Source organism: Arthrobacter sp. Y3221087, from assembly GCF_059089905.1.
This window is the reverse complement of sequence record NZ_JBNHFE010000004.1, coordinates 233,086-245,765: the sequence shown is the minus strand read 5'-3', so window position 1 is coordinate 245,765 and position 12,680 is coordinate 233,086. Positions and strand designations below refer to the sequence as shown.

At 65.7% G+C, this 12,680-nt stretch carries 13 protein-coding genes; 10 read left to right on the top strand and 3 right to left on the bottom strand.

Going from position 1 to position 12,680, the window contains the following annotated elements:
* Nucleotides 1-22 precede the first annotated feature (22 nt).
* The 5 genes from AC5RUO_RS14695 to AC5RUO_RS14675 all read left to right on the top strand — a co-directional run bounded on the left by AC5RUO_RS14695 (nucleotide 23) and on the right by AC5RUO_RS14675 (nucleotide 4,682).
* Nucleotides 23-1,306, top strand: coding sequence for an ABC transporter substrate-binding protein (locus AC5RUO_RS14695; RefSeq protein WP_494010910.1), 1,284 nt, complete (start codon nucleotides 23-25; stop codon nucleotides 1,304-1,306).
* A gap of 7 nt (nucleotides 1,307-1,313) precedes the next feature.
* The gene (locus AC5RUO_RS14690) at nucleotides 1,314-2,351 is read left to right on the top strand and encodes a carbohydrate ABC transporter permease (protein ID WP_494010909.1); all 1,038 of its coding nucleotides are present in this window, start codon (nucleotides 1,314-1,316) and stop codon (nucleotides 2,349-2,351) included.
* On the top strand, nucleotides 2,348-3,244 hold the full coding sequence (locus AC5RUO_RS14685; RefSeq protein WP_494010908.1) for a carbohydrate ABC transporter permease: 897 nt from the start codon (nucleotides 2,348-2,350) through the stop codon (nucleotides 3,242-3,244). Before AC5RUO_RS14690 ends, AC5RUO_RS14685 begins: the two co-directional genes overlap by 4 nt.
* A complete protein-coding gene (locus tag AC5RUO_RS14680; protein WP_494010907.1) occupies nucleotides 3,241-3,489 on the top strand; it encodes a hypothetical protein in 249 nt (82 codons plus the stop codon). The genes AC5RUO_RS14685 and AC5RUO_RS14680 overlap by 4 nt, the downstream gene beginning before the upstream one ends.
* 125 nt (nucleotides 3,490-3,614) lie before the next feature.
* The gene (locus AC5RUO_RS14675; protein ID WP_494010906.1) at nucleotides 3,615-4,682 is read left to right on the top strand and encodes a LacI family DNA-binding transcriptional regulator; all 1,068 of its coding nucleotides are present in this window, start codon (nucleotides 3,615-3,617) and stop codon (nucleotides 4,680-4,682) included.
* A gap of 43 nt (nucleotides 4,683-4,725) precedes the next feature.
* Here AC5RUO_RS14675 and AC5RUO_RS14670 read toward each other — a convergent pair whose 3' ends face one another.
* Entirely contained in the window at nucleotides 4,726-5,610 is an 885-nt protein-coding gene (locus AC5RUO_RS14670; RefSeq protein ID WP_494010905.1) for a DUF8083 family protein, read from the bottom strand.
* Nucleotides 5,611-5,644: 34 nt separating this feature from the next.
* Entirely contained in the window at nucleotides 5,645-6,451 is an 807-nt protein-coding gene (locus AC5RUO_RS14665) for an exodeoxyribonuclease III (protein WP_494010904.1), read from the bottom strand.
* A 170-nt stretch (nucleotides 6,452-6,621) separates the two neighbouring features.
* Here AC5RUO_RS14665 and AC5RUO_RS14660 point away from each other — a divergent pair, with 170 nt between their 5' ends.
* From AC5RUO_RS14660 to AC5RUO_RS14645, 4 genes are read left to right on the top strand one after another with little or no spacing between them, the layout of a single operon-like run.
* The gene (locus AC5RUO_RS14660) at nucleotides 6,622-8,121 is read left to right on the top strand and encodes a CoA-acylating methylmalonate-semialdehyde dehydrogenase (RefSeq protein WP_494103911.1); all 1,500 of its coding nucleotides are present in this window, start codon (nucleotides 6,622-6,624) and stop codon (nucleotides 8,119-8,121) included.
* A complete protein-coding gene (locus AC5RUO_RS14655) occupies nucleotides 8,121-9,236 on the top strand; it encodes an enoyl-CoA hydratase/isomerase family protein (RefSeq protein WP_494103910.1) in 1,116 nt (371 codons plus the stop codon). The genes AC5RUO_RS14660 and AC5RUO_RS14655 overlap by 1 nt, the downstream gene beginning before the upstream one ends.
* Nucleotides 9,229-10,245: a 3-hydroxyisobutyrate dehydrogenase gene (mmsB, locus tag AC5RUO_RS14650; RefSeq protein WP_494103909.1), complete on the top strand. Its 1,017-nt coding sequence runs from the start codon at nucleotides 9,229-9,231 to the stop codon at nucleotides 10,243-10,245. Before AC5RUO_RS14655 ends, mmsB begins: the two co-directional genes overlap by 8 nt.
* On the top strand, nucleotides 10,242-11,018 hold the full coding sequence (locus tag AC5RUO_RS14645; RefSeq protein ID WP_494103908.1) for an enoyl-CoA hydratase: 777 nt from the start codon (nucleotides 10,242-10,244) through the stop codon (nucleotides 11,016-11,018). Before mmsB ends, AC5RUO_RS14645 begins: the two co-directional genes overlap by 4 nt.
* On the opposite strand, the gene AC5RUO_RS14640 is transcribed toward AC5RUO_RS14645, so the two are convergent.
* The gene (locus AC5RUO_RS14640) at nucleotides 11,005-11,997 is read right to left on the bottom strand and encodes an NAD(P)/FAD-dependent oxidoreductase (protein WP_494103907.1); all 993 of its coding nucleotides are present in this window, start codon (nucleotides 11,995-11,997) and stop codon (nucleotides 11,005-11,007) included. The genes AC5RUO_RS14645 and AC5RUO_RS14640 overlap by 14 nt on opposite strands.
* 65 nt (nucleotides 11,998-12,062) lie before the next feature.
* Between AC5RUO_RS14640 and AC5RUO_RS14635 the strand changes: the two genes are divergently transcribed.
* Nucleotides 12,063-12,647 (top strand): helix-turn-helix domain-containing protein, encoded by a 585-nt coding sequence (locus AC5RUO_RS14635; protein ID WP_494052142.1) that lies wholly within the window; start codon nucleotides 12,063-12,065, stop codon nucleotides 12,645-12,647.
* Nucleotides 12,648-12,680: the final 33 nt, after the last annotated feature.

Genomic DNA, 12,680 nt, shown 5'->3' with positions numbered 1-12,680 from the left:
CTCAGCGAGGAGCTTCAAGCCAATGAAAACCCCTAGATTCCTTCTTCCGGCCGCCACTGCCGGTGTCCTGGCCCTGACCCTGTCCGCGTGTGCGGGCGGTGGCGGGGGTGGCACGACTGGTGGCGGCGACGCTGAAGCCAACCTCGAGGGCCGGGGTCCCATCACCTACGTCCAGGGCAAGGACAACAGCAATGTGGTCCGCCCGCTCCTCGAGAAGTGGAATGCTGCGCATCCGGATGAGCAGGTGACGTTCAAGGAGCAGACAGACCAGGCAGACCAGCAGCACGACGACCTGGTCCAGAACTTCCAGGCGAAGAACGAAAACTATGACGTCGTCAGCGTCGATGTTGTCTGGACTGCAGAATTCGCCGCCCGTGGCTGGCTCCAGCCGTTGGAAGGTGACATGGCCATCGAAACGGACGGCATGCTTGAGCCCACCATCGAAGCAGGCTCCTACCAGGACAAGCTCTACACCGCCCCCGTATCCTCTGACGGTGGCATCCTGTACTACCGCAAGGACCTTGTTCCGGAAGCTCCCAAGACCTGGGACGAAATGATGGGGATGTGCTCCATCGCCAAGGAAAACAACATCGGCTGCTACGCGGGCCAGTTCAAACAGTACGAAGGCCTCACGGTCAACGCTTCCGAAGCAATCAACTCCGCCGGCGGTTCCGTCCTGGATGACGACGGCAAGCCGAGCCTGACCACGGACGATGCCGAGAAAGGGCTGAACAACCTGGTGGAGGCTTTTGAAAACGGCAACATCCCCGCCGAAGCCATCACGTACCAGGAAGAGGAGAGCCGCCGTGCGTTCCAGGAAGGCAAGCTGCTGTTCCTCCGGAACTGGCCTTACGTCTACAACCTGGCCACTACCGAAGGTTCCTCACAGGTGAAGGACGTGCTGGGTATGGCTGCACTTCCGGGTGAGGATGGCCCCGGCGCTTCTTCGCTTGGCGGACACAATGCCGCCATCAGCGTCTACTCAAAGAACAAGGCCACGGCCCGTGACTTCGTGAAGTTCCTGGTCGAGGAAGAGCAGCAGAAGTTCTTCGCCACCCAGGGTTCGCTCGCTCCGGTCCTTGCCGATCTTTATGAAGACCAGGAACTTGTTGCCAAGCTGCCGTACCTGCCAGTCCTGAAGACCTCCATCGAGAACGCCGTACCGCGTCCGGTCACCCCGTTCTACCCGGCCGTCACCCAGGCTATCCAGGAGAATGCCTACGCCGCCCTGAAGGGTGAAAAGTCCGCTAAGGACGCGCTGTCCGACATGCAGAAGTCCATCGAGTCCGCCGGCGCAGGATCGTAGCTCAATCATGGCAACCGAACTAGGCCCGACGCCGGCAACCAAGCCGGCGTCGGGCGGCGCCCCGGTCCATCATGGACCCAAGGGCGTCGGAGAAGACAACCAGATTTTGAGCCAGGGCAAGTGGGCCACGTGGCTGCTTGCCCCTACCATCATCGCGTTGGCCATTGTGATCGTTTATCCGATCATCAGCGCTATCGTGATGTCTTTCCAGAAGGACGCAGGCCTGGACCCGGCCACCGGTTTGTTCACCGCAGGTGGCCCTGCGGGCATCCAGAACTATGTGAACTGGCTGGGCCAGCAATGTGCCGCTCCCGGCGGCGGCACTGTCGCCTGCCCCCCCGGCACCTTGGGTGGCCAGTTCTGGACCGCTACCGGGACCACGTTCCTTTTCACGGTCATCACCGTCACCTTTGAAACAATCCTTGGTTTCTGGATGGCGATGATCATGGCCAGGACCTTCAAGGGCCGTAGCCTGGTCCGCGCGGCCGTGCTGGTGCCGTGGGCCATCCCCACCGCCGTAACCGCCCAGCTGTGGCTGTTCATGTTCGACTTCAACGGCATCGTCAACAAGCTGTTCAACGCCTCCATCCTCTGGACGGGCAGTGAATGGCCGGCCAAATGGGCAGTCATCATTGCTGACACCTGGAAGACCACACCGTTCATGGCGCTGTTGATTCTGGCGGGTCTCCAGATGATTCCGGCGGATGTTTACGAGGCCGCAAAGGTGGACGGCGCCAGTGCCTGGCAACGGTTCAAGCTCATTACGCTTCCCTTGGTGAAGCCAGCCCTGATGGTGGCCATCCTGTTCCGCACCCTTGACGCGCTGCGTATGTTCGACCTTCCCTACATCCTCACGCAGGGTGCCAACAACACCACCACGCTGTCCATCCTGGTGATCAACCAGATCAGGCAAGGCTTCAACTCGGCAGCCGCATTGTCCACCATCACGTTCCTGATCATCTTCCTGGTGGCGTTTATCTTCGTCCGCTTCCTTGGAGCCAACGTCGTGGAGCAAAGCGGAGCAACCGGTAAGGGGAAGAAATGACAACCTCAACCGCCTCCACTGATCTGCGGACGCAGCAGGACAGAGGCCGCAAGATTGCGCAGAACCGGGAGAAGTGGGCAAGTGCCCGGACGTACATCAGTGCTGCAGTCATCCTGATCTGGTGCCTTGCACCGGCTTACTGGATGGTGGTGACGGCCTTCCGCGAAGTGGGTTTCACCTACGACACCACGCCTTGGCCAACACATGTAACACTGGACAACTTCACCACCGCGTTCGATACCTCGTTCGGCAACAGATTCGGCCAGGCGCTGCTTAACAGCGTTTTCATCGGCGTCATGGTGACTGCGATCTCGCTGCTCATTGGTGTCTTCGCCGCTTATGCGCTGGCCCGGTTGAACTTCCGGTTCAAGTTCCTGGTGCTGGGCTTCATCCTGGGCGCTTCCATGTTCCCGGGCGTTGCACTCATCACCCCGCTGTTCCAGCTGTTCACCAACATTGGCTGGATGGGTACTTACCAGGCGCTGATCATCCCTAACATCTCCTTCGTCCTGCCGCTGACCGTCTATACGCTGACTTCCTTCTTCCGCGAGATGCCGTGGGAGCTTGAGGAATCGGCGCGCGTCGATGGCTGCACCCAGGGCCAGGCGTTCCGTAAGGTGATCATGCCGCTGGCCGCGCCAGCAATCTTCACGACGGCGATCCTGGCGTTCATTTCCTCCTGGAACGAGTTCCTGATCGCCAGCCAGCTGTCCAACGAGGCCACGCAACCGGTGACGGTTGCCATCGCCAGCTTTGCCGGGGCACAGCCCAACCAGATTCCATACACGGCCATCATGGCTGCGGGCACCATCGTCACCATTCCGCTGGTGATCCTGGTGCTTGTGTTCCAGCGCAAGATTGTGGCCGGCCTGACGGCGGGTGCAGTCAAGTGACAGGCGATGCTTCCCGCTCCCGCTCCACGGGGGCGGGAAGCGACCGCAGGCGCGTCCGGTCCGGCGAGGACTTTGACATCATCATCGGGTTCCTTGGTTTTTGGGCCCTGGTCCTGCTGGTGGTCACCGTCTGGATGGAAGTGACTGCGCAGCCCGCACTCGGCTGGGCCCTGGGGCTGCTGGCCACGCTCCTGGCGCTGTACGGCATGGTCCGTTTGCGCCGGAAGCTCCCCGAACGCAGGTAGCCGGGGGAAGGCCAGCCAGTCACGGTTTAACGTCGAGTGGCCGGGGAGTGCGAAAATACGAAGGCTCGGGGGCAGCAGGGCGAGCGGCAGCTTCACGCTGCATGGAGTTATTGAGGGGACACACGGTGGCACGCACAACAGAAAGATCCCAAAGGGGCGGCCACACGGGAGTCAGCATCGAGGACGTTGCGGCAGCTGCCGGTGTCTCGACTGCCACAGTGTCCCGGGCCGTCCGTGGCCTGCCCCGCGTGTCGCCGGCCACCCGCGAACGAATCCTTGAGGTAGCCGGCAACCTGGGCTATGTGGCCTCATCCTCCGCATCCGGGCTCGCCACCGGCCGCACCAAGACCATTGGCGTGCTGGCCCCGTTCGTCAGCCGCTGGTTCTTTTCGAAAGCCATTGAGGGGGCGGACCGGGAACTCCACGCCCGGCAATACAACCTCTCCCTGTTCAACCTCGGCGGCCACGGCAGCAACCGGGAGCGGCTCTTCAGCAAAACCATGGTCTACAAGCAGATTGACGCCCTGCTGGTCCTCTGTATGGCGCTGACCCATGAAGAGCTGGACCACCTGCAGAAAATCGACATTCCGCTGGTGGTGGTGGGCGGACACGTCGAGGAGTGCGCCTACGTCGGCATTGACGACTACGCCGCCGCCTCCACGGCCGTGCGGCACCTGATCGACCTGGGCCACCGCGACATCGCACTGCTCCACGGCGACGACGAGACGGACCTGAACTTCGACGTTCCCAGGGTCCGGATCCTCGCCTTCAAGGATGTTATGACGTCCGCCGGACTGCCCACCCGCCCGGAGTGGGACGAATGGGGCGACTTCACGGTCCGCAGCGGGCAGGAGGCCTTCCGCCGGCTGTGGGCACGTCCCGGTGCCAAACCCACAGCCATCTTCTGCGCCTCCGACGAGATGGCCATGGGCGTCATCTTCGAGGCCCAACGCATCGGCGTCCGCGTGCCGGAGGACCTGTCAGTCGTGGGGATCGACAATCACGATTTTGCCGACGCCATGGGGCTGACCACCGTGGGGCAGCGGCCTGACGAACAGGCTGAGCTGGCCACCAAGATGCTCCTTGACGAACTGGACGGCGAGGTGGGGTCGGTGCAGTCCGCCGTCGCACCGCATGAACTCATCGTCCGGCGGACCACCGCGCCGCCCCCGGCCAAGCGTTCCGCCGCATGATTTCGGCGTCCTGACAAGGGCTCATTCCGGGACGTGACGAAGGTCAGGATGCGCGTGCCAACTGCCGGATGGGGATCCAGCGGGAGGCCAGGCGCCGGTAGGCTGCCGCAGCTCCGGTCATGTCGCCCTCCGCGAGGCATTCGATACCCAGCCGGATGTCCATGGGGGAATCGTCCGGATACACCTTGTCCGCCACGGCACCGTAGTCCAGCTCCACCATCGATTCCACATGGAACTGCTCCAGCCACTCGGTGAGCTGGGCCAGGTCGTCCAGCATGTCCAGGTCCGGGGCCGCCAGGGCAAGGTTGGCAACCGCGTAACGGGCACGTTCCAGGGCGTCGGTGATCGATGCCCACACCCGGACCGTGAGGATGCGGCCGGCTGCCTCCACCACGTCCTTGTGGTCCGACTCCATGAACAGCGAAAACCAGCTGAACGGGATCCCCCAGGTTGACGCCCGGGTATGCACCCGGATGGAACCGTCGCGGGCCTTGACCTGGTCGATCCGTTCCTGGTGCTTGTCCCGCTGTTCCTCGGGGATCAGCAGCTCCGCAAGCGGGCCGTGGATTCCCTCCATCAGGGCGTTGGCCGCCAGGCCTGCACGGAGGACCAGCTGGCTGGGACAGTACAGCAGCACCGGCTCGGCGTCAGCGCCGTCGTCGGCCGCTCCGCCCTGGGGAGCCGGGGCCGTGGTGACCCGCACCAGGTCGGTGCGTCCGGTGGGAAACGGGTCCCCGCCTGAGCGGGTGATGCGCCCCAGCGAGGCGAGCAGTTCGGCGTTTTCGACGGCGGCACGCGAGGCTGTGCGTGCACCAGCCGCCTGGATCGCGGCGCGCTGCTCTTCCGGGAACGCGTCCAGCGGTTCGTAGACCCGCAACGTGGAGGAAAAAGGCAGGCCTGCCTGGCCCCGGTAGAGGTTTCCCGTCATCGCGGTCTCCTTATCTGGGTCCAGGTGGCCGTCATCAGTCCGCCAGTTCCACCAGCACGGGGGCGTGGTCCGAAGCGCCCTTGCCCTTGCGTTCCTCGCGGTCAATGGAGGCACCGGTAACCCGGCTGGCCAGCGCGGGGGAGGCGAGGACGAAGTCGATGCGCATGCCTTCCCGCTTGGGGAAGCGCAGCTGGGTGTAGTCCCAGTAGGTGTATACGCCGGGGCCGGGAGTGTAGGGGCGCACCACATCGGTGAAGCCGGCGGATTCGAAGGCGTGGAAAGCGGCACGCTCCGGTGGGCTGACATGGGTGTAGCGGTTGTTCACGAACAGGTCGATGTCCCAGACGTCCTCATCGAACGGCGCGATGTTCCAGTCGCCCATCAAAGCCACCTGGGCCTGCGGGTTCTCGGCGACCAGCCCCTGCGCGTGCGTTTTGAGGCTCTCCAGCCATTTGAGTTTGTAGGGCATGTGCTCGTCATCCAGCGACCGGCCGTTGGGAACGTACAGGCTCCAGATCCGGATGCCGGCGCAGGTGGCCGCCATGGCCCGGGCCTCCTGCACGGGGTCCTTGCCGGCCTTGCCGAACGAGGGCTGGTCAAGGAAGGTCCGTTCGACGTCCTCCAGGCCCACCCGGGATGCGATGGCCACGCCGTTCCACTGGTTCACACCGAAGTGGGCCACCTCGTAGCCCATCCGCTCAAACAGTTCCCACGGGAAGTTATCGTCCTTGCACTTGGTCTCCTGGATGGCCAGGACGTCGCAGTCGCTGCGCTGAAGCCAGGCTTCGACGCGGTCTGCGCGGGCACGGAGCGAATTTACATTCCAGGTAGCTATCTTCACAGTTCCTAACTTACCGTGGCTGCACTGCAGCAGGTAAAGCAGGGCGGGGCGTTCCGAAGTACCCGCGGGCGGGTGTCCGGCTAATGGAACTTAGTTGGAAGTCCGAGTATATTCGCAACCAGAGATGACCTGGGCCACAAAAACCGGAACATTGCGAAGGAGCATCAGCCATGGTGCGCGAGCTGTCCCATTACGTCGGAGGCCGGCATGCGGAGGGGAGGTCCGGACGGTTCGGGGATGTCTTCGACCCCTGCACCGGCCGCGTCCAAGCCAGGGTTCCGCTGGCGGGCCGGGATGAGGTGCAGGACGCCATAGCCGCCGCCGGGAAGGCGCAGCCTGCGTGGTCGGCAATGAACCCCCAGCGGCGGGCCAGGATCCTCCTGAAGTTCGTGGACCTGGTGAACTCGCAGATGGACGAGCTGGCGCGGCTGCTGTCCGCCGAGCATGGCAAAACCCTTGCCGACTCCAAGGGGGATATCCAGCGCGGCCTGGAAGTGGTGGAGTTCGCCGCCGGAGCTCCCCACCTGGTCAAGGGCGAGTTTTCCAGTGACGCCGGGGCCGGGATCGACATCCATTCGCTCCGCCAGCCGCTCGGCGTCGTGGCCGGCATAACGCCGTTCAATTTCCCGGCCATGATTCCCCTGTGGAAGTCCGGCCCGGCCCTGGCGGCGGGCAACGCCTTCATCCTCAAACCCTCTGAGCGGGACCCCTCGGTACCGCTCCGGCTGGCGGAACTCTACAGCGAGGCGGGCGTGCCGGACGGCGTGTTCAGCGTGGTCAACGGGGACAAGGAAGCCGTGGACGCCATCCTCGAGGACCCGCGGATCAAGGCGGTCGGCTTTGTTGGTTCCACCCCCATTGCCCGGTACATCTATGCGACGGCGGCCGCGCACGGGAAACGGGCCCAGTGCTTCGGCGGAGCCAAGAATCACATGGTGGTCATGCCCGATGCGGACCTGGACCAGGCCGCGGATGCCCTGATCGGTTCCGGTTACGGCTCCGCCGGCGAACGCTGCATGGCCATCTCCGTGGCAGTCCCGGTAGGCCGGGAGACCGCGGACCGGCTGGTGGAAAAACTGCAGGAACGGGTCAAGGAACTCCGGGTGGGCTCCAGCATGGCGCCGGACTCGGACTTCGGCCCCGTGGTGTCAGCCGCTGCCAAGGAACGCATCGAGGGCTACATCGGGGCGGGCGTGGACGAGGGCGCCACCCTCCTGGCCGACGGCCGCAGATTCACTGTGGAAGGCTACGAGGACGGCTTTTGGGTGGGCCCCACGCTCTTCGACCATGTCACCCCGGATATGACGGTGTACCGCGAAGAGATTTTCGGGCCCGTCCTGAGCGTGGTCCGCGCGTCCGGCTACGAGGAAGCGCTGCGGCTCTGCACTGACAACCCGTACGGCAATGGCGTCGCCATCTTCACCCGCGACGGCGACGCTGCCCGGGACTTCGCCACCCGCGTGGACGTCGGCATGGTGGGCATCAATGTTCCCATCCCCGTGCCACTGGCCTACTACACCTTTGGCGGCTGGAAGGCGTCCGGCTTCGGCGACCTGAACCAGCACGGCGCGGACGCCTTCCGGTTCTATACCAAGACAAAGACCGTCACCACACGCTGGCCCTCCGGAATCCGGCAGGGATCCAGCTTCATCATGCCGGAAGGAAGCTGATGACGGAACGTGCGCCAGACGGACCGGAGGTGCTGTTCGAGCGGCGGGGCCCGCTGGCGGTGATCACCCTGAACAGGCCGCGGGCAGTCAACGCACTCACCGCCGGCATGGTGGGCATGATCCTGCATCAGCTCACTGCGTGGGCGGACGACGACGGCGTGGCCACCGTCCTGGTCCAGGGCGCCGGAGAGCGGGGCCTCTGCGCAGGCGGGGACATCGTGGCCATCTATGAGGACATTCCGCACGGCGGCAAGCGGACCGCGGACTTCTGGCAGGCCGAGTACCGGATGAACTCCCTGATAGCGCGCTACCCCAAGCCGTACGTTGCCCTCATGGACGGCCTCGTCCTTGGCGGCGGGGTGGGCATTTCCGCCCACGGCTCCGTCCGCGTGGTCACCGAGCGGACCAGGACAGGGATGCCCGAAACCACCATTGGCTTCGCCCCCGACGTCGGCGGGACCTTCCTGCTCGCCCGCGCGCCGGGGGAGACGGGAACCCACGCGGCGCTGACAGGAGCGCACCTGGACGGACCGGACGCCCTGTACCTGGGCCTTGCCGACCATTACGTCCCGTCCACCCGTCTGCCCCACCTGGTGGCATCGCTCGAAAGCGAAAGCCCGGAAGCCGCCGTCGGACGCTGGGCCGGGGACGCTCCGCCCTCCGCCCTGGCGGGCCAGCGGGAGTGGATTGACGCCTGCTATGCGGAACCCGATGCCGGGGACATTGTCCGCCGGCTCCGTACCTGGCAGGGCCACGGCTCGGCGGAGGCGAAGCAGGCCGCGGACGCGATTGAGGCAAAATCGCCAACCTCGGTCAAAGTGGCGCTGGAATCGGTGCGCCGGGCCCGGGGCCTGACGCTGGATGAGGCCCTCGCCGAGGAATACCGCGTGGGCCTGCGCTTCCTCTCCGGCCCTGACTTCCGGGAGGGCATCCGCGCCCAGGTGGTGGACAAAGACCGTACTCCGCGCTGGCAGCCGCCCACACTCGGCGAGGTACTCCCGGAGCATGTGGCCCGTTTCTTCCAGCCGCTGGACGGCGGGGAACTGGACCTTGGCACAGCGTTGGACAGGGGCACAGCGGCAAACCTGAAGTTAAAGGAGACGGACCATGCCTGACAAGTACACCGTGGCGTTCCTGGGCCTGGGACACATGGGCATTCCCATGGCCGCGAACCTGGTCACGGCAGGGCACGCCGTGGCCGGCTACGACGTGGTGCCTGCCGCGCTGGAGGCCGCCCGGGCAAGGCAGATTCCGGTGGCAGCCGGCGCCACCGAGACGCTCGCCGGTGCCGACGTGGTGCTGACCATGTTCCAGAGCGGCCAGCAGGTGCTCGACGCATACCGCGGGACCGGTGGCCGGCCCGGCCTGTTGGCGGCAGCTGCCCCGGGGACCATGTTCCTGGACTGCTCAACCATCAACGTTGACGAGGCACGCGAGGCGGCCCGGCTGGCAGTCGAGGCAGGACACCGCTCCGTTGATGCCCCCGTTTCCGGTGGCGTGGTGGGAGCCGAGGCGGGAACCCTCACCTTCATGGTGGGCGCGGAGGAGGCGGACTTCGAGGCTGTCCGGCCCCTGTTGGAGGTGATGGGCAAACGGGTGGTGCATTGCGGTGCCCACGGCGCCGGCCAGGCGGCCAAGGTCTGCAACAACCTCATCCTTGGCGTATCGATGATCGCCGTCAGCGAGGCCTTCGTCCTGGGGGAGAAGCTGGGACTCAGCCACCAGGCGCTCTTCGACGTTGCATCGGCGGCCTCCGGGCAATGCTGGGCATTGACCACCAACTGCCCCGTCCCCGGCCCTGTCCCCACCAGTCCGGCCAACCGCGACTACCAGCCCGGGTTCGCCGGCGCGCTGATGGCCAAGGACCTCAACCTTGCCGTCAACGCCCTGCGCAGCACCGGCGTCACCGGGCGGATGGGGCAGCTGGCAGCCGAGATCTACGATACTTTTGCCGCGGAAGGCGGTGCCGGCCGGGACTTCTCGGCGATCATCACCGACATCCGGGCAAAATCCGCCGCCGGAGCACCGGCGGCAGCAGGCGCGGCTGCGCCACCAAACACCGCCGGGTCCGGCACAGCAATGAAAAAGGCACCAACAGCGCACGACGACGGGAGTCCCGAATGACGGAGTACGCCAACATCCTGGTGGAGCAGCAGGGGCGGGTGGGGCTGGTCACCCTCAACCGGCCGCAGGCGCTGAATGCGCTGAACAAGGCCACCATGGAGGAATTGGTCGGCGCCGTCACAGCGATGGATTCGGACCCCGGAGTGGGGGCCGTGGTGATTACCGGATCGGGCAAGGCCTTCGCCGCCGGAGCCGACATCAACGAGATGGCGGCCCAGGGCTACATGGACATGTACGCGGCCGACTGGTTCCGCGGATGGGAGGACCTCACCCGGCTGCGCATCCCCACCATCGCCGCCGTATCGGGGTTTGCCCTGGGCGGCGGCTGCGAGCTGGCGATGATGTGCGATCTCATCATCGCCGGCGACAACGCCAAGTTCGGCCAGCCCGAGATCAACCTGGGGGTGCTGCCCGGGATGGGCGGGTCGCAGCGCCTGACCCGTGCCGTGGGCAAGGCCAAAGCCATGGACCTGATCCTGACGGGCAGGTTCATCGGTGCCGAAGAGGCCGAACGCAGCGGCCTGGTGTCCCGGGTTGTCCCCGCCGAGGACGTGGTGGCGGAAGCCCTCAAAGCCGCGGAGGTCATCGCATCCAAGTCCAAGCCGGTGGCCATGGCGGCTAAGGAAGCCGTGAACGCCGCCTTCGAAACCGGGCTCGCGCAGGGCGTCCTGTTCGAGCGCCGGCTCTTCCACTCCCTGTTTGCCACCGAGGACCAGAAGGAAGGCATGGCGGCGTTCACGGAGAAGCGCCAGCCGGCTTTCAAACACCGGTAAGGGCCTGCGACTCCCGGTAGGTGGCGAGGTCCCGTTCCATTTCCTCCGCCATCAGATGGTTGTTGATGGCGACGGCGGTCCATGCGGCTGATGCGGCCGACGCCAGCACCTGCGCCTTCATGTCCGTGACGTTGCCCGCGCCCCAGACGCCGGGAACCGCAGTGGCGCCGTCGGCAGCCGTCTCAAGGTAGTCGCCGATTCCCAGGGGGTGCGGTGACGGGGACAGGCCAAGGCCGGTAAATGCCTGGACCCGGGCGGAGGTCCGTGCACCCACCACCAGGGCGTCAAGGGCAACCTCCGGACCGCCTGCCAGTGCCACCCCGCGCAGGGCGTCGCCTTCCACCTGGAGGGTTTCCACGGCGCCGGCAACCACCCTGACGCCCCGCGCTGCCAGTTGTTCGAGTTCCGGTTCCGAAGCGTTGGTGCGCTCGTTGAGGAACAGGGTGATGTTGCTGCTCCACTGCCGGAACAGCAGGGCCTGGTGCACGGACCACGGCCCGTTGCCCAAGACGCCGATCGCCTGGTCCTGCACCTCCCAGCCGTGGCAGAACGGGCAGTGCAGCACGTCCTTGCCCCACCGCTCCCGCAAGCCGGGAATGTCCGGCAGTTCGTCCACCAGGCCGGTGGCAACCAGGAGCCGCCGGCCGCGGATCTGCCTCCCGTCGTCGAGCGTTATCCCAAAGCCCTGCCGCACGTCGCCGCTGGCGGCAATTGCCTCTCCGTGGAGGATCACCCCGCCGTAGCCCTCCACCTCGGCACGTCCGGCGGCCAGCAGGGCTGCGGGGCTGATCCCGTCACGGGAGAGGAAGCCGTGGACGCCGTGCGCGGGAGCGTTGCGCGGATCGCCGCTGTCCACCACGGCCACGGACCGGCGGCTGCGGCCCAGCATCTGGGCTGCACTGAGGCCTGCGGCACCGCCGCCGACGATAATGACGTCATAGAAGGGATCACGGTGGCTTGAATGCGTGTATTCAGTCATGCGTCCATGGTCCGATCATGCGCTGAGTACCGCAAACAACTTTGCCGTTATGGCAAAATGGGCGGATGGATGAAAACCTCGACGACGTCCTGGCGGCCGTGGGCCCGCGGCTGAAGGCCCTCCGGGTCAGCCGGGACGTCACGCTGACGGCGCTGGCGGAGGCCACCGGAATCTCGGTCAGCACGCTGTCCCGGCTCGAAGCCGGCCAGCGGCGCCCCAACCTCGAACTGCTCCTGCCCCTGGCCAAGGCGTACCAGGTGCCGCTTGATGAACTGGTGGGAGCGCCGGAGACGGGCGATCCGCGCGTGCACCTTCGCCCCATCGAGGCACGGGGGATGACCATCATTCCGCTGACCCGGAAACCGGGCGGTATCCAGGCCTACAAGCACATCCTGCCGGCCGGACGGCTGGAGGAACCCAGTCCGCAGGTGCACGAAGGCTACGAGTGGCTGTATGTCCTGAACGGGAAACTGCGCATGGTGCTGGGCAGCCAGGACCTGGTCCTGGGGCCGGGCGAGGCTGCGGAGTTCGATACCCGCATCCCCCACTGGTTCGGCAGGGCTGACGGCGGGGCGGTGGAATTCCTCAGCCTGTTCGGCACGCAGGGCGAACGGATGCACGTGAGGGCAAAGCCCGCCTCCAAGAGATAGGGGGGTTTGCCGGTCTGTCAGGTTTCCCCCAGC